At 44.8% G+C, this 17,517-nt stretch carries 17 protein-coding genes; 3 read left to right on the top strand and 14 right to left on the bottom strand.

From position 1 onward, the window contains the following. Positions 1 to 30 precede the first annotated feature (30 nt). From traM to P2H89_RS09735, 12 genes are all read right to left on the bottom strand, one after another. On the bottom strand, positions 31 to 1,308 hold the full coding sequence (gene traM / locus P2H89_RS09790; protein ID WP_275826536.1) for a conjugative transposon protein TraM: 1,278 nt from the start codon (positions 1,306 to 1,308) through the stop codon (positions 31 to 33). Next, positions 1,292 to 1,783, bottom strand: a complete 492-nt coding sequence (locus P2H89_RS09785) for a hypothetical protein (RefSeq protein ID WP_275826535.1) — start codon at positions 1,781 to 1,783, stop codon at positions 1,292 to 1,294. Before P2H89_RS09785 ends, traM begins: the two co-directional genes overlap by 17 nt. A gap of 3 nt (positions 1,784 to 1,786) precedes the next feature. Then, complete coding sequence (traK, locus tag P2H89_RS09780; RefSeq protein ID WP_275826534.1) at positions 1,787 to 2,404, bottom strand: conjugative transposon protein TraK; 618 nt, start codon at positions 2,402 to 2,404, stop codon at positions 1,787 to 1,789. Between the two features lie 57 nt (positions 2,405 to 2,461). Beyond that, positions 2,462 to 3,556 (bottom strand): conjugative transposon protein TraJ, encoded by a 1,095-nt coding sequence (gene traJ, locus P2H89_RS09775; protein ID WP_275826533.1) that lies wholly within the window; start codon positions 3,554 to 3,556, stop codon positions 2,462 to 2,464. A 48-nt stretch (positions 3,557 to 3,604) separates the two neighbouring features. Continuing rightward, positions 3,605 to 4,237 carry a TerB family tellurite resistance protein gene (locus P2H89_RS09770; RefSeq protein WP_275826532.1) on the bottom strand — a complete coding sequence of 211 codons (633 nt, stop codon included), beginning with the start codon at positions 4,235 to 4,237 and terminating at the stop codon, positions 3,605 to 3,607. A gap of 4 nt (positions 4,238 to 4,241) precedes the next feature. Beyond that, positions 4,242 to 4,781: a hypothetical protein gene (locus tag P2H89_RS09765; protein ID WP_275826531.1), complete on the bottom strand. Its 540-nt coding sequence runs from the start codon at positions 4,779 to 4,781 to the stop codon at positions 4,242 to 4,244. A gap of 85 nt (positions 4,782 to 4,866) precedes the next feature. Next, the gene (locus P2H89_RS09760) at positions 4,867 to 5,538 is read right to left on the bottom strand and encodes a conjugal transfer protein TraI (protein ID WP_275826530.1); all 672 of its coding nucleotides are present in this window, start codon (positions 5,536 to 5,538) and stop codon (positions 4,867 to 4,869) included. A 29-nt stretch (positions 5,539 to 5,567) separates the two neighbouring features. Continuing rightward, positions 5,568 to 8,003: a TraG family conjugative transposon ATPase gene (locus P2H89_RS09755; protein WP_275826529.1), complete on the bottom strand. Its 2,436-nt coding sequence runs from the start codon at positions 8,001 to 8,003 to the stop codon at positions 5,568 to 5,570. 18 nt (positions 8,004 to 8,021) lie between these two features. Then, a complete protein-coding gene (locus tag P2H89_RS09750) occupies positions 8,022 to 8,339 on the bottom strand; it encodes a DUF4133 domain-containing protein (RefSeq protein WP_275826528.1) in 318 nt (105 codons plus the stop codon). An 11-nt stretch (positions 8,340 to 8,350) separates the two neighbouring features. Then, the gene (locus tag P2H89_RS09745) at positions 8,351 to 8,683 is read right to left on the bottom strand and encodes a DUF4134 domain-containing protein (RefSeq protein ID WP_275827381.1); all 333 of its coding nucleotides are present in this window, start codon (positions 8,681 to 8,683) and stop codon (positions 8,351 to 8,353) included. A 216-nt stretch (positions 8,684 to 8,899) separates the two neighbouring features. After that, complete coding sequence (locus P2H89_RS09740) at positions 8,900 to 9,319, bottom strand: hypothetical protein (RefSeq protein ID WP_275826527.1); 420 nt, start codon at positions 9,317 to 9,319, stop codon at positions 8,900 to 8,902. A gap of 644 nt (positions 9,320 to 9,963) precedes the next feature. Further along, the gene (locus P2H89_RS09735) at positions 9,964 to 10,827 is read right to left on the bottom strand and encodes an RteC domain-containing protein (RefSeq protein WP_275826526.1); all 864 of its coding nucleotides are present in this window, start codon (positions 10,825 to 10,827) and stop codon (positions 9,964 to 9,966) included. Between the two features lie 250 nt (positions 10,828 to 11,077). On the opposite strand from P2H89_RS09735, the gene P2H89_RS09730 reads away from it, so the two are divergent. Continuing rightward, positions 11,078 to 11,494, top strand: a complete 417-nt coding sequence (locus P2H89_RS09730; RefSeq protein ID WP_275826525.1) for a hypothetical protein — start codon at positions 11,078 to 11,080, stop codon at positions 11,492 to 11,494. A gap of 34 nt (positions 11,495 to 11,528) precedes the next feature. Here P2H89_RS09730 and P2H89_RS09725 read toward each other — a convergent pair whose 3' ends face one another. Then, the gene (locus P2H89_RS09725; RefSeq protein ID WP_275826524.1) at positions 11,529 to 12,113 is read right to left on the bottom strand and encodes a hypothetical protein; all 585 of its coding nucleotides are present in this window, start codon (positions 12,111 to 12,113) and stop codon (positions 11,529 to 11,531) included. A 503-nt stretch (positions 12,114 to 12,616) separates the two neighbouring features. Between P2H89_RS09725 and P2H89_RS09720 the strand changes: the two genes are divergently transcribed. Then, the gene (locus P2H89_RS09720) at positions 12,617 to 13,471 is read left to right on the top strand and encodes a HEPN domain-containing protein (RefSeq protein ID WP_275826523.1); all 855 of its coding nucleotides are present in this window, start codon (positions 12,617 to 12,619) and stop codon (positions 13,469 to 13,471) included. Here P2H89_RS09720 and P2H89_RS09715 read toward each other — a convergent pair whose 3' ends face one another. Then, complete coding sequence (locus P2H89_RS09715; protein WP_275826522.1) at positions 13,472 to 13,960, bottom strand: helix-turn-helix domain-containing protein; 489 nt, start codon at positions 13,958 to 13,960, stop codon at positions 13,472 to 13,474. It abuts the gene before it with no gap. Positions 13,961 to 14,450: 490 nt separating this feature from the next. On the opposite strand from P2H89_RS09715, the gene P2H89_RS09710 reads away from it, so the two are divergent. Then, complete coding sequence (locus tag P2H89_RS09710) at positions 14,451 to 17,480, top strand: SusC/RagA family TonB-linked outer membrane protein (protein ID WP_275826521.1); 3,030 nt, start codon at positions 14,451 to 14,453, stop codon at positions 17,478 to 17,480. Positions 17,481 to 17,517 lie beyond the last annotated feature (37 nt).

The raw sequence follows: 17,517 nt of genomic DNA, 5'->3' as shown, positions 1-17,517 counted from the left end.
AATTTATTATAAATACGATAGTTTTTGGTACTATCTTTCATTGCTTTTTACATCCCGAAGTAGCACTTCATAATTTCCGGGAATGTTGGCACGAACAAGTCTGGTCTTACGTCCAAGAATCGTTTTGGCCGCTTCTAAACCGGCGCTGGCAGCTTGCGCCCCAAGGGAAGGATCGAGAGAAGCAATCCCCAGGCTTTGGATAGCCTGATCAGCCGATTGCTTGCTTACGTCTCTTGTTATTGACCCTGGAACAAAAATGCCCTCTAACCCGTCCAAGTCATAGGCCATCAGTACTACCGGAAATAAGTTTGTATTGTGTTGCAGGGAAGTAATAGAAATCCTGATCCGCTCACCACCGAAAGAAGCTATACCGTAAATGCTGGTATATCTGGGGATAAGGGAGCCGCCGATATACACATCGTCGAGCAACATGAGTTTTACAGTAGCGCCATTCACGAGTGTCTGGGCTTCAGGAATGACAGCACGAATGGATCTTCTCGATGGCTCATGGTCATACGTTTCGTCCAACCCATAAAACCTGTTTACCGGCCTACTGTTAGGGTGCGTACTGTCATAATTTTTATATCCCGAAAGCATTGAGATCGTTGGTTGTCCCTCTTCAACAGTAACAGGAAAAACTGCTGATTTTTGCTGCACGGATTTTTCCTTTATTTTTTCCCGCACGCGATCTGGATGCTGCACGTCCAGAATCTTTTCAAGCATTCCATTTATTTGAGAAAATTCGTCGTTTCCGTTATCAGCACCGACGGAAGCCATCATTCTTTCCAATCGTTCAACATCCGGGTTGATGATTCCAGGATCAGGCTGACTGACTATTGGTTGTCTTACCGGCTGGCGGTTCAGTTCCCGATCCAGTTCTGCCAGCTTTTTATATACCCGCTGTTCGTTTGCATCTGCACTTTTGGACGGCGATGATCCAGGGTAAGGATCATACTTATACCGGGATACTTCTGGACCGCCTGTGTCGGGAAGTACAGCTAAATGCCGGTCTTTACCTGTGCGGTAAGGGTCAGATCTTTCCATCGAGCGCCGGGCCGCAGAATCCTTATCGGCCTTTTCATAAAATTTGAGTTTATTCCAGTTGCTGTCTGCGGTCGGTGCAGCATCCGGCAACCTGGTATTAAAGCCGCGGGCTTCCACACCAGAAACAACCTTTTCCTTCCCGATGATTCCTGCGGAATGCGCTACGAACGTGATAAAAGGTAATGCCAGTAGTGGCAGTAATAAAAGAAACTTTCGCTGCCTGATAAATTTCTGAGAATGATTGATTTTATTTGTCTTTTCCATATTCCACGTTTTTATCTTGGTTCTTATAAAGAGAAATGATATACTCCACACTGTCCCTGATACCGGGATGATCACTGAGGATTTTTTCGTATTGCGGTTGACCTTCTGGGGTCTGCTGCAGACTGTCCAAAAAATGTCGGAATGCAAGTAACCGCCGGTAGGCTTCATGGCTCAATACTGGTTCTGCACTCGGTAATACCTGATTATCGGGAATGATGGCGTGATCCGGAACGCTTATATAGTCAAGGGGAATAACAGCATTATCATTTTTTAAGAAATAATACCCGAAACAAGCCATGTATATGGCACAGAACGAGATCAGCGCTATTTTTATCGATCTGCGTGACCAATGGGCGGTACGCCGATTTAACTTATCAGCCAGCAGCCGTATCTTCCTCTCTACCCATTGGCCAACCTTTATCCAGATACCACTAGCGGCAGAAGGCTGCTGCCTTTTTTTGAATAGTTTAAACATAGCTTAGCGATTTGTGATGTTTAGGTCTCTGTTTTCGATAATGGCCCATCGCTCAATGAGGAAGCCATGAGAATTATTGTCACTGCGACCGGTGTTGCGCAGATAACCTTCGGTAACAAGGGACCGGGTGACAATAGAAGATGAGCGAATGATACGCTGGCTGGCATAACACCTGAAATAGTACGGATATGTGCTCGTATTTACAGCGGTGCTATCTACCTCAATTTCCTGGCTGATATTACCCGAAATGATACTGGCATAATAGCCCTGTTCTTTCAGGTTGACATATTGCTGTTTAGCTGAACCGTCTGCGAGATATAGTGCCCTGGTGATATTCGTTTTTATTATTTTCTCATCAGGGTCAAGGGTGAAAAAGTAATAGTGGAACATCTTAACATGATCCCTCGCTTCTACGGGAATGTTCTCTTTTTTGTCTGAAGAAACGGCCTCCAATACTTTACCATTCACCAATACATAAATCCTGTTCTGCGTTGTATTCGCCAGTAGAAACGACTTGTACAAACTGAAGCCGCACAGCGATAATGAAGCAACGATGACTACCAGAGTAAAAAAACGGATATATTGAAAGGATCTTTCAATGCTTTTAACCTTCGGAAACATATCACACACATTTTTCTGTCTTCACAAATCATCCGATATGCTCGGAGTTATTTTCAACTATTGACCCGATAACTTTTGTACCATATAACCCGTTGGGCCTGTAACGGCAGTAGAAGCAGCACTCTTAGCATCATGGGCGAACTTACTGGTCAATGCGTCGGCACCGGAAACCATCATGATCTGATTTGCAATGGCGGGAACGGTTGTGTATCCATAAATGCCTATTATCAGGAATACCAGGTAACCCATATCCGTCCTGCTGAAATAAGTATCACCCTGTTGGGCTATCTGTGAAAGATCCAGCTTCAGCATATTGATCTGAATTCGACCGATTACCATCCCGAAAATGTGCGCAACTGGCAGCCACATGAAAACATTGATATACCGAGCTAACCATTGTTTGATGGTAAATCCAAAGCCGTCAAAGGTTCCCAGGGCGAACACCAGCGGTCCCAGAATGGATAGAATGACCAGGTTAAACGTTCTGAGCGTATTGATACATAGGGATACCGCTGCAAATAATAACTGAAGGATTTCTGCTATGACCTCTTTGATGGCATTGCGGAAAGCATAGCCTGCTTTTGCAAACGCAAACTTCAAATCCGTGCGGATGGAGGCCAGCCAACCCTCACTGGCTGGTACTTCCTCATCATAGGTGTACTTGTACCATTTTGAACGGTCACCTTCACCGGTTGGGCCCACATACATCTGATATATGTCAGTTGTTCTTACCGCTGAATCCTTCTGCCGCAGCAATGTTTCAATCGTAACATTGGAATTATCGACGAGCTTTTTAGTGCCGGTTACCGTGGGTTTCATGACGCCGTTTATTACAGGTAAAACCACGGTGCTGAAGTTCATGATACAAAATCCTAAGACGAACGGTTTCATCAAAGGATAAAAGTCAATTGGCTCCGTCCGGGCCAAATGTCCCCAAACCCGGTAGGCGATGTAAAACAAAGTGGCGAATCCAGCAATACCGACGCTGATGTTAGTCAGTTGCGAACACAGTGGCATCAATTCATCGTAGAGCTGTTCCAGTACTGAATGCAGGCTATTAAGTTTGCCCGAAAGGCTACCATCGTTTTGTGCCCACACACTAACAGGGGCGACAAAGCCCAAAATCACCAATAATGTGATCCCTTTTTTCATACTTCACGATTTTCAAACACACATCACAAAATTGTTTCTATCAATAATCTACCGCAGCCCCTCTATTTCCATCATACGCTGCACTTCGGTTTTCTCCTTCTGGCGTTGTAGCAGCAGGATGCCGGTTGAACTGTTGAAATCCCGCAGGAAGACGAGTTTATCTTCCATATCAGCGAAGATCTTGTCGATCTCCTGAAGGCGTTCTTCGTCTGACATTCTAAGCCTGCTGGCCGTAATTATTGTCAGTAAATCTTGCAGGTTTTCAAGAGAAGCATTGAACAGGCGGCTATAGACACCACTGAGGTATTCGATTTCTCCCGGCTGGAAAAGTGCAGATGCCTTAAAGCGGCCAAATGCCGCCTTGTATTCTTTGACCAACTGTACCTGATAATCGATGATATCAGCTACCCGGCGGTACTGGCGTACTGCGGGGCTTACCGCCATTAATCCATCAAGAAATGCTTTATGCAATTGAAAATTTCCCTGACTGATGTTACGGACAGCATTGTATCCAGTAGTAAGGATTTCATAACCCTTCTTCATGTCAGCCAGCATTTGACGGAACTGCGCCAGCTTTTCGATGTTGAGCGCCAGTTGCTGAAGTTCCTGCACCTGTCCCTTTACAGGCATAGCATGGAACATGGAGTAAGAGATCAATACAATAACGATGAACTTCTTCATACATTCACTTTAAATCATACACACTTTTCATTCGAGCCGCTTCTTTATACTCCTTTTTCATGTTCAGGATCATCAAGGAGGTTTCAGCAGACCAGTTTTGTATGAACACATAGCGATCCTTCATTTCTATGTACACCTGATCTATACGTTTGATCCGTTCATCATCGGATAGCTGCAGGTGACCCGCAGCCAATAGTTCCGCCAGGTCCGATAATAGAACCAGGCAATCGGTAGCCAGGGAGGTCGTTACCCGGTCTGCATAACTAATTAAGTCGCTAGAAAGTCCTGCCTCACGAGAGAGCAGTCGCTTATTATGTCCACAGGCTTTCACTGTCTCTACTGACATTGACATGATATCAGCTACATGAGGATACCCGCGGATACGAGGATTGATAGCCACCAGACCATCGAAAAACAGCTTGTCGAGGGAAAGATGCCCATCCTTAATGTTGGATATTACCCCAAATCCCTTGCGGACAAGGGAGTATCCCTGTTGCAGGTATTCTATATACACTTTGCCAGCCGCAATGTGCTCCAAATACATCTTTATTTGCCTGTTTTGAGCATGGACAGCAAACATGTACGTTGAACAAAGCAACACCAGCATAGCTACCTTCCAGATTCGAGATTTATTGTACGCCATAAAATGATTTTACGCGTTTGACTTCAATTTCATCTTTGGAGCGTTGTAACGACAACTGGACATTTTCAGCATTGAACATCCTTAAATCAGTCAGATTCTCGTCGATGGCGTTACTGACGGTGCTTATAACTTCAAGCCGCTTCCCGTCTGTCATTTCCGTGCTAAATGAGTTGACGACCAAAAACAGTTGGTCCAGGTTTTTGACGCTTTGATCGAGTATGCCGGAATAGACCTTTACCATATAATCAATCTCAGTGGCAGTAAAGTGTTTGTCCTGTCTGAAAAGCCGCAGGGCAGATTTGTATTCGTCAACGATTGCTAACTGCTGCTGCATGATTGTCCTCACTTTCTTATACCCGGAAATCGCTTCTTTTACCTGGCGGAGCTCGTCATAGTACTGCGCGTACTGGTCGCGATGTTTCTCAACCCAGGAAGAGATCTCATCGAGCTTGACTTTCGATAAGGTGTTCTCCAAAGTCTTTTGCGCATTTTGCAGCCATATTGTTTTGTTTTGAAGCCGTTGCACCGCTAAGTCTGCAGCTTTGATGGCAGCGATCAACGCTTTTCTGACGACCTCCCAAATAACTGCATGGCTTTTTTTAGTGGGATATATAGTAACCACCACACACAGCAGGAAAACTGCAATTCCTTTTTTCATAACCGTGGATTGTAATGATGAATAAATTACTATGCGGCATGGTCTGCAATAAGTGCGGCAATTCCTTTTTCCATGCTGCCAAACCGCTGGGCATATTCCAATACTTTTACTCTTTCTTTTCCTTCAGTTGTATATGCGAAATATTCCTCCCTGCTGAGCTCATTGCGAAATACTTTCATAATCTTCCCGCCAATCTCAACATATATCTCCCGGTTATCTCGGTTTACACTCAGTAATATCTCTTTACCTTTATCGGACATGCCGAGTACGGATTGCAACTGATCGAATTTGTTGGCAAATTTTCGCATGTCCATCAAAATCTTGATATCGCAATTATTGATGATCGCATCTTTTATGACCGGTGAACTGATTAAGTCGTCCAACTCCTGCGTCACAACAGCGGGGATGCCATCAAACTTGCGCATGGTCTTGTAGGCATATTTTACAAATTCTGCCATGCCCTGGCGCGCAATGGCTTTCCAGGCTTCATCTATAAGGAAGCATTTTCTACGGCCACGCAACTGGCGCATCTTTGTAACCACCATTTCCATCACCAGCAGCGTGCAAACACTAAATAAAATCGGATGGTCTTTCAAATTGTCCATTTCTATGACCACGAACGGTTGATTGAGCAAATCCTGTTTGCCGTCGGCGTTTAACAGGTAGTGGAACTCGCCGCCGCGGTAATATGGGCGTAAGACGTACAGGAAGTTGGTAATATCAAAGTCCCTGTCCTTTACATTATATTGTTCCAACTCAGTCGCGTAGTCATTTTGCAGGTAATCGTAAAACGTATTGAAGCAGGGAACGAGATCAGGGTATTGCTCCAGCTTTCGATAATATCCTTGAAGGGAGTTGCTTAATGCGACATATTCGGAGCGTTGAAAGTGCTCATTCTCCTGCTTCCAAAGCGCTACCAGCAAAGACTTCAGGCTTTCCTTCTTTTCTGTATCGAGACGCTGACCAGGCGGCAGGTAGAATGGATTGAATTGTATGGGCGCATCCTCTTTATACTCGAAGTAAAATCCACCAACCAGGTCGCACAGGCCACGGTAACTGCCACCAATATCGCAGACCACGCAATGGGCGCCCTGATTGTATAAAGTATGAAGGATATGGTTTGCTGTCATCGATTTACCCCCTCCCGAAGTGCCGCAGATAAGCATACCCATGTTGCTGGATATGCCGGTCAAACGAGGCAGATTAAAAAGATCAATGAATACAGGCTTATTGGTTAAACGGTCGCAGAACCTTACACTGGATGCGGGAGGATCACTGCGGTAGTTACTTTCCAGGTTGAGAAAGCAGCAGGCTTGTTCCGCGAAGGTGTTGAATGTCTCGTTTGCCGGAAAGTCCGCACCGTTGCCGGGAATGCCTGCCCAAAAGATCTGTGGTGCGCCGACAGTTTCCAGCTTGGCTGTGGCGTCCAGTTGGGCTAACGCACCAGTTATTAGGTTTCTGGCATCAACAAGGCCATTCCTATGCTCGGACCAGGCGATGATATTGAAATGAGCCGTAACAGGAAGCCGTTGCTGGCCGATTGCTTCATTCAGGAAATCGTCTGTTGCCTCCTTTGAAATCGCATTTTCCCGGCTATACTTTGAAAGTGATTGTAACCTGAGCCGTTTACTCTCCATTTTCTTCATGGTGGCCTGCGGGTCTCCAACAATTATATACTGATTATAGATGTGGTTACAATCGAGCAATAGGCCCAGTGGCGTGGCAAATCCAATACTGAACTTGGTCCGGTCGGTTGAAAACTTTTCATAGGTGATGCGGGAGCCGCAGACGTGCGGCAGGTCATCGCTACTACCCAGGGAATAAATCTGACAGTACTTTTCACCGATACGGAGCTCATCTTTAAACTGTATATCCTTAACCAGTGGTTGATCAGGCTGCTCAGCCAGAAACATGTATTGTTCAATTAATCCGACTTTCTTACCGGTGCTCAATAGGTCTGCTTTGGTAAGACGCCGCATCTGTATGCCGCAATCTGATAACACCCGCTGAAATTGCCCAGCCGTATCCTCGAACTCCCTGATGGTATCCGGATTCAATACCTGCTCGGAAAATAAGTTTGGCCTGATAAGGTTACTAAAGAGAGAACTCGCCGCCTTGCGCCCAGCAGCTTTTCTCGTCAGGAATATATACGCCTGATGACGCAGGTAGCGGCGACCGGCAAAGTGCCGGTCTGCGCTGTCCTGCAGAAAGCCATTACTGTTATCCCTGTCTGGCTGATACTGGTCGGATGTGAACCAATCCTGTTTATGAAATACAGATTCCTTTGGAAGCAACCTGATGGCTTTGATAAAGCCCTGGTGAATGGCTTCCAGGTCGTCGGCAGACGAAGTAAAGATCTCCGGCAACAAGACCTGGAAGCCTACCGTAACATCACCCTGCTTACTGATAATCGAATTTTCCTCTACTTCGAGTATAGGTAGTACATCACTCAACCACTTTTCCATCTTCACGCATTTAACACATTACTTGATTTCAATAAAACACTTTCGGGACTTACAGCGTACAAACCGGGGCACCTGCCGGCGGGCCATCGACTTCATCATTCCATGTTCGCCATATTTATTGTTCAGCTTGAAAACATAGACAAACACGGAGGTGGCTGATGACCCAACAATAGCCAGACAGATATAGGAATTCAGACCGACGATATACAGGATAACATAGAGGATCAAACAAACCAGCAGCCCGCCGCCGAGGTACCATATGTATTGTGCCTTCAGTCCCTTGAATTCCACGCTACGGTTGACACCCTTGTTAATTTTGTAAACGCTTCCTGGCATCGCTACGTAGATTAGGCAATTCCAAAGAATGATTTTATCACCGTAGCTACCACCACCAGGAAAACACAGGCTCCAAACCAACTGGCAGCGGTTGATCCGGTATCGGGATGCCCGTTTGACCATTTCTGGTATACGCGTACGGCTCCGATAAGACCCAAAATGCCTCCGACTGCATACATCAGGTCACAGCCGACCCCGAAGTATCCACGTACCTTACTATTCGCTTCCTCGATACCAGCAGATCCATCGGCGGGATTTACCTGAGCATACACACTGACAGCGAACAACGAAAAGACTGCGCATAGACGCGCCACTTTGCTTAAAAAGCAATTCACTCCACACATTTTCATAACACACTTGCTTTATATTGATGATTGGTAAACCAGCAACATGAAGAAGCGCCGCCTGTACACTCATCCGTCACCAAATCAAGCTCCACAGTACTACGGCGGCGCTATTAGCAAACACCCAAACAACACACGTAAGAACTTATAAAGACCACCCGCACCATCTTTCGCACTTGGTTCTCCTGCACGGGTGCAGGTGGTCAAGTCGACTGATCATTTCCATAACCGGGCGATCTGTTCCGGACTGATCTCTACATTGCACTTGGTTTCAGCCAGAGAAACTACCAGGTCATTTATACTGAGCCTTAAAAAAGAATCTTCTATAGTGGGATATTTTTGCAGTACGGCTATGACGCCGGTGATGAGTTCCTGCTCATCAATCGGCATTTCATGCGCAGCTTGATTCATGTAAGCATGGATTTCATCTATTAGGGATACAGGTTGAAAACCTCCCTCGTTCATATAAGGCTGCCCGCTGTCCGCCGCCATTAATGTATTTGGAACCTGCATCCCTGCGGTAGAAGGGCTGCGGCGGAAGAACAGCTCCTTTCGGAAATAAACAACCACTACGAACGCGTAATAAATCGCTAAGAAAATTCCGACTGCTGTGAGATATGTTGTCCAGGAAATCATATTCTTTCGTTTCAACAAAAGTGCTGAGAAACGAAGGGGCGATTTCACACTACAGACACACTACGGAAAATCTTTTTTAGATTATTTGCTGTATGATTGCATTGACAGTTTATCGATCAATAATAAATCTGTAGATGCCTGGAAATCGTAAATACACCGGCGTGGGAGCTTTATAAGATGTTGCCGGATAGAATGATGAAGAAGTTTATTATGGCGGTGGTGCAAAATGCAGGATGGTCGAAATAAGGTAATAGCCGCCAGGGAAATTGCCGAGCGAATGCTCGTCGTCCACAATATGGACACACTACGCATTACTAACCGAGATAATGTATTTAGGAGAAAACTAGGTGGAGGTGCAACAAAACATTAAATTCAACAACTGAAATGCTATTGAATAATGGATGAACTGAACCTTAATATACCGGACTTACGGAAGGATGTTAAAACAGCCCTTCCCATTTTGTTTGGATTTATACCGGAAACAGACCGAGCGTGAGGCATTGCCACTAAACTATATCGTGTTGAAGTTGAGAAGAATTACCGGAAAGCTGCAAATAGCATAATTGAAGTGGAGGCTACCTTACACGACATAATTCGCAAGGCATTAAAAGGTGATACCCAGGCAGCTCAAATGATTGATCTTTTTACCGACTATGAGAACGTGGATTTTCATCTTGCTCATCCATTCTCTTATTGGAGGAATCGAGCATCTTTTTCAGGAACTGGTTGCGCACCTTTTTTATTTTTAAATCCAGTGAATACCGGTAATAATTTCCAAGATCAATGCCCGTAAGTTTTTCTACTCTTTTTGCGATATGACGTAGCTGCGCATTGCCGTTGTTATAGGCAGCGGAGGAATACAACCCATAGAGTACTTCAACAGCCGCCATTTTGGTGGCTGTCCAAACCAATCCATCATCGGGGTCACCTGCGCCTGCCTTTTTTTTCTCGTCAAAAAATTTCAACTCGTGATTCAGGTAGTCTCTATAGCGTTCGTAGGCCAGTAGTTCTCCTATCAGGTATGCAGGTACAGTAATAAACGGGTCGTCGAACAACCATTTTGCTGGATCTGTGAGTAACTTGAAATCTGTACTGGACTTCATGAAATATTTATTGTCCAAATCAGTAGTGCCACTTTTGTAATAGCGGAAAAATCCTTCATTTTTCCTAATCCATTCATCGACGGTCTTCCTTTCTTTCTTCAATAGCTTCTTTCTGGCCGGATCGTCCTGCATCAGCAGGCGTAGCTCAAGGGAGTATATCTTTACATAATAAAAGAAATGGCTGAGGATGCCAGGCAATTGTTTTTTGTAAAAGCCAATTTCTTCCCCCTCGTCCAGAAACGTATTTTCTTCAGCAAACTTTCTCAGATCGCGTAGTGCTTCTTTTAGGAATAGTAACATACCTTCCGCCATTTTCAGCATGCCTTCGCCGGTTTCTGTCATGCGCAGCTCTTGCCTTGAAATGGATGCATCCAGGGTTTCGTAAAATACTGCCTTATCCTTCACTGATCCTCTTTTCATAACAAGGCGTTTGGTAAAACACTACTTATAGTATATAACATCAAAGTCTATGCTAATACGTAAGGCAGATACGTCAAATAAGGCAATTACCTACAGCAGAAAAGTAAATAAATACAGCAGAAAAGCCAATTTGATTTATGATAAATGTATACGGAAATATATTTTATGCTGTATGTCTCCAAACACGGACCTGACACAGAATTTGCTGTATTATCCCTGTACCAAATAGCCTACTATGGGAAAGAACTATTCCGATGATAATGATGGCTTCCAATTGGAGGGATGTAGCAACGAGTATTTTGTTGATATCATTCTCGTTTTAGCAGACTTTTATTGTGTTGTCAATAATGCGCCACCGCAACAACACGCGAATGTGTGTACCATGCTGGCAAATGGCCTGGCACCAATCTTCCAAATAAATTTGCCTAACCACATGAGCTTTGAGCAGTTTCAACATGATTACGAAGACACGGACGGAGTATTGCCGAGAAGATTTCTTCGATGTCTGCACGAGTTCCAATCAATGCCAGGTGCGGCAATCCTAGCACGTGCTAACACGCAACAAAATTTTGATTCCATTTGCAGAGAGATTGAAAGCCGATTGGTGGCGCAAGAGTTGGTTAAGGCATTTCTGCCCTTATTGAAGAAATAAGTGTTACAAGTTCCTTATTGCGGAAGAGGCAAAATCACTTCCATTCAATCGGCAAGTGATGAATTTTATACATGCCGCTGCCGTTTTTTCCTCGCGCACCCCATTGATAATAACGGGAGCAGTTGATATGAAATCCTACAATTGATTTACTGGTGGTGTCAAACTGAAAAGCCTGAATTGTAAGTGTAGCTTTTTCATTTGCCTGCAATTGTTGAGCGAGAAGTGTTGCCAAATCAAACTTTTTTGTTCCAAATTGGATTGACGATATACGCTCGTAACCAAGGTTAGGATTGTCATCGGTTAGTTTATTATAGTAGGTGTGTACTTTGTACTTACGCCCTTTGTCAGAAGTAAAGCTAAATTGGTCTGATCCTCCGAAGGATAATGAGACGTCTACTTTTCCTGCTCGCCGGTTTTCAAAATCCATAGAGATCGTCACAGTTTTTGTTTTCTTATTGCCGGTTGCTTTGACATTCGTGATGGGTAGCTCTGCAATGGGTATTACAATTGAAGTGTCTTTTACCCCGGTGGAATCCTGGTCCTGGGCGGAAGCGGGTATAGTAAGTGAGAAGGTTGTGATCACTGTAACCACAACATAGGATAAGAAGGTGTTTTTCATATGCGGTCTAAATTATTAAAATGATATTCAAAAAATATGCCGTCTATTCTAAAAATCCATGCATCAACATTCTTTATGAAATCAGTTACACCGCCAGTCTTAGTGGACAAAGTTACAAAATGCTCATGAAGAAACTCTCATGCCTACCTGAAGGTAATTGTTGATTATCAAATCGGATTTGCAGCAAAAAAGCAATTTTTTTGGATTGGGGTTCCGGTCTGACTTTCAGGGCCGGATGGCAAGATCTATCACCTGGATGCTAAGCGGTAAATCCCCAGCTTTTATACGAGATCTGTCAGGCAATGCAAGCTGTCTTGGATGATAGAAAGCCTTACTCTAATTGTAACTGAGGCCGGGTATATGCCGATCGGGTAAAGTTTCTGGCAAAAAAGACGTAATTTAACTGCGTGCGATAAGAAGTGCAAGACGGAATTGTAATCCAGTAGATTGAGCTATATTTGACGACAATAATTTTAATTCTTATTCAAGTGGACCAAACAGACATGAAACCATCCTTTCAGCGGCTACCGGAGAAGAAACAGCAGGAGATCATGCAGATCGTAGAGGTCATTAAGGCTGTCGTTGATCCTGAGATGGTGATACTGTTTGGAAGTTACGCGAAAAATAAGTTCGTGGAAGACCGCTATGTGTCAGATGGATTGCAGTATGAGTATATTTCTGACTACGATTTCCTGGTTGTGACCAAAGATAGCTCGGATAGGGCTTATACGCTGGAAGATAGGATTCTGGAAATGGTGGATAAATTTGAACCGCCGGTCAATCTTGAAATTCACAGTGTAGATTTTATCAATGAAGGACTGGAATGGGGAAAGTATTTTTGGGTTGATATTATTAACGAAGGGATACCTCTTTTTGATAAAGGTACGGTCAAGTTTGTCGAGCCCAGAGTACTATCGATGGAAGAGAAAAAGGCCAAAGCTCAGGAGTATTTTGATATCTGGTTTCCACAGGCAAGTGAGTTTTTGATAGATGCCAAACATGCAGCAAGTAGGGGGAATTATAAAAAGGCAGATTTCGAGTTGAATCAAGCGGCAGAAAACTTGTATTATACTGTCCTGACTGTTTTCACCGATTACAAGCCCAAAGTTCATAATTTATGGAAGCTGCGTAAGAAGGCAAAGACGCATTCCGAAGAACTACACAAGGTCTTTGCTGCTGAGACCGACAAAAACGAAAAGCGATTGTTTGAATTATTGAAACAGGGATATATTGAAGCCAGGTATAGCCCAAGATTTTATGTAAGTGAGGAAGATTTTGCTACCTTGGTTAGCCGTGTTTCGCAGATGATTTCTATTGTAGAAAAAATTTGTCAAGAAAGAATTAAATCACTGCAATAGTTATTTTTTTATTTGGGTGTATTGACTATTACGACCCACAGTTTTCGTTTTTAACCTACCAGTATTTACCAATCTTTGAAGAACAGTTGATACATGTACTGAGCTTACTTTTACATTCTCTTCGTCTATCAAATATCCAACAACATCTTTTACAAATTTGCCGGTAGCGAAAAATGTTCCCTTCTCCAATAAGGTTGTAATTATTCTTGTCACAAAAACTTTATCGACTCTCTGTGGGGAGAGTTTGAAACGGGGCTTTGTATCGAAAGGAACGTTGAATAATTCCATCGGATGTACGCCGATAGCCTTGGCAATCTCAATTAAATGACTGGTGTCTGTGTTGAAACCTTCTTCAACACGTTTAATAGTATTACGGGTAAACCCTGTTAAAACACTAACATCTTCAATGCTTAGTTTTTTATCAGTGCGCAGCCTTTTGATGTGACTTCCTACCTTTTTGGTTTCCTTAATGTTATGATAATTTGCCACACTTCAAATAGAATCATAGGATATAATACTTGCTGATCCTTAAAATGATTATTTGGTATTATACGGCGAAGTGCCTACATTTGAAATAGGTATTTAATTACATATTCCTTTATACAACATCTGGGTGCGTGAGAAACACCAGGTATGCTGATAAAGGAAAACACATATAACTGCTTTAAGTGCAGGGTTCATTTTTTTTGCAACAATGGTAGCATCTTCTCACGCACCATTTGTTGTAAGGTTTCTGTTAGTCATCGCCAGAACCCTGCCTTAATTTATTTTCCCAATACTCATCATTCGATCTATGCACCCTGCTATTGGGGGTGCATTTTCTCTGCATGTTTCCATTTAGTATTTGTGGTTAGGTGGTCGTCGTGGCTGAAACATCCTGTGCCCGTTTGAGTACGCCATGAAAACCGCGGAGGGCAGGCTGTCGCAAACCTGCTACTCCGCTTCTTTATTCCCATTATTCACCTATACCTCATCTTTTATGAAATTTTTCATTTCCATAGCGCTGGCTTGTCTTTATCTATTTTCCACGGCTCAACAAATATCTTCCGACACCGCAGGTACGCTTACCGGCAAAGTCGTCAACGACCGTGGAGAGCCGCTGGTAGGTGTCAATATAACCCTCCGTAATGCTAAAGGCACGGTCACTGATGCGCAGGGCCGGTTTTCTCTTCAACAGATTCAAACCAACGATATTTTACAGGTATCGTTTGTTGGCTACAGCCACCAGCGGGTACCGGTGGGCAACAACAATACTATATCTATCATATTGCGGCCAGCCGACAATTATCTCGATGAAGTAGTAGTACAGGCATATGGTTATACCAGCCGAAGATTGGGCACAGGCAGTATTGCCCGCGTGACCGCCGAAGAAATAGCGAAGCAACCAGCTATTAACGCTGTACAGGTACTGCAAGGACGGGCTGCCGGTGTTTCCATCACCAATGTCAGTGGTATGGCGAGTGCATCGGTGTCCATCAATATACGCGGTCTTAATGGTATTGACCCCAACGTAATCCGGGAACCACTTTACATTATCGATGGTGTTCCCCTGACACCACTTAATATATCGGGCGTACAGACAATGGCAGCAGGAGCGGGTGTCTCACAAGGCGCGATTCAATCGGGCCTGGCTTCACCGGCAGGAGGACAAAGCCCCTTTTTCAATATAAACGCCGCCGATATAGAAAGCATGGAAGTGCTGAAGGATGCGGATGCTACGGCCATCTTTGGATCAAGGGCCGCCAATGGTGCGATCCTCGTAACAATGAAGAAAGGTAAGGCGGGTAAAACGGTCACCGACCTGGACGTTTATACAGGCTTCAGCAAGGTGACCCGTTTTTTTCCATTGCTCAATACGCAGCAGTATGTACAGTTGCGCAAGGCTGCGCTCCAAAACGACGGGCTGGCTATAGATGTATTTGCCGCCCCTGATCTCGTTGCATGGGATACTACCCGGTACACAGACTGGCAACGTTACGCCTTTGGTGGGACAGGACGCGTAGTGAACGCCCAATTGAGTATCTCCGGCGGAACGGCGCAGACCAATTTCAGGGCCGGTGCGGGATACAATTACCAGCAGGATATTGCCGCCATCAGAGGGGGGAACCAACGGGGGGGCTTTTCGATTGCACTACAGCACAAAACCCCGCGACAAAAACTCATCATTGACCTGTCGGCGCAATACAGCCTGACCAGTAGCGACCTTATCTATAATGGCGCTACAGCACTACTTCCGCCCAATGCACCGGCTGTATTCGATGCCGAGGGAAAATTGAACTATTCTGGATGGATGCCGATAGCAAGCAGCTTTGCATTCGGTTCCCTTTTGCAGCCGTACGGGGCCACCACCAGCCTGCTCAATAGTAACCTGGTCGTCAATTACAACCTGGCTAAAGGCTGGACAGCTCGCGTCAATCTTGGCTATAACAATTCAATCAGTAAGCAGTCGCATACGATACCCATCATTTCCCTTCATCCTGATATGAATCCAAGAGGATCGCTGACCATTGGGCGCACCTTCTTTCACAACCTGATTAGTGAACCCCAGGTTGAGTATAATGGATACATCGGTAAGGCAAAACTTTCTGTATTGGCGGGTGCTACCTACCAGGCCAATCGCACCAATGGACTGCTTAATGCTGGCTCCAATTACACCAGCGATCTGTTGCTGCGTTCAATCAATGCAGCACCCACCAAAGTTGTGGTAGAGAACGATGCGGAGTATAAGTATACCGGTGGTTTCCTGCGCTTGTCATACAGCCTGCTCAACCGATACATAATGACCCTGAATGGCCGTCGTGACGGATCTTCCAGATTTGGTGCTGGTAAACGGTTTGGCAATTTTGGCTCCATCGGCGCGGCGTGGATTGCTTCGGAAGAAGATTTCATGAAGAAGGTATCCTTTATCAGTTTTGTAAAGCTGCGGGGTAGCTATGGGGTGACCGGTTCCGATCAGATTGGTGACTATGCCTATCTGCCGCTGTGGGAGTTTGGCACAGCAGGGAAATATGGCGATCAGACACCACTTTTCCCAACCCGGTTTGCAGACAGTCTGCTGCACTGGGAACAAAACCGTAAGCTGGAAGCTGCACTGCAATTGGGATTTTTTAAAGACAGGATCAACCTGGAAATAGCCTATTATCGTAACAGATGCAATAATCAACTGGTCAACCTGCCGGTAGCCACTCAGGGAGGCTTCGCTACGGTGATCACCAATGCTCCGGCTAACGTTCAGAATACCGGCGTGGAAATACTGGCATCTGTGAATATCGTGCAGCGCACTGACTGGCAATTTACCAGTCGCGTCAATTTTTCGGTGAATAGAAACAAACTGTTGTCTTATCCGAATTTCGACCGATCTCCTTACAAGGGCCGTTATGTGATCGGCAAGCCGCTCAACATGGCAAAGTACCTCCACTTTACCGGAGTAGATCCTGCTACAGGCGACTATACTTTTGCGGATCTTACAGGCGATGGTGACATCTCTATCGATCTTACCGGAAATACGGCTGACGACCGCGCACCAGTGATCCTGGCTCCGCAGTTTGAAGGAGGCGTTACTACAGAACTCTCATACCGGCAGTGGTCGCTCAGCGTGCTTTTCTATTACAGGAAGCAACAAGGTTTTAATGCTTTGGTAGGGGCAGAGCAGCCAGGCGCTCGTATCAATCAACCTGGCAGTGTTATGAATTACTGGGCAAAGCCTGGTGATCGGGTTTTGATCGGAAGGCCCACCAATTATCCAACCACCAGCGGCAACAACTACGCTTATTATTCTGATGCAAGAATATCAGATGCCTCCTTTATCAGACTGCAAAACCTGGCTGTACACTGGAATTTTCCCACACGGACATTGGAAAAACTTCACCTTACTAATCTGCGTGTTTTCCTGCAGGGTGAAAACCTGTTTCTGATCACCCGCTACAAAGGCAACGATCCGGAAGTACAACAACTGGGAGCCATGCCACGACCGGCTATCCTTACTGCCGGTATATCCTGTAAACTTTAAATTTTATCACTATGCGAAAGATATCTTTCCTTCTGTA

This window comes from Paraflavitalea sp. CAU 1676, assembly GCF_029223285.1.
Classification (GTDB): domain Bacteria; phylum Bacteroidota; class Bacteroidia; order Chitinophagales; family Chitinophagaceae; genus Paraflavitalea.
The sequence above is the reverse complement of the archived record's forward strand: the minus strand, read 5'-3'. Positions and strand labels throughout refer to the sequence as shown.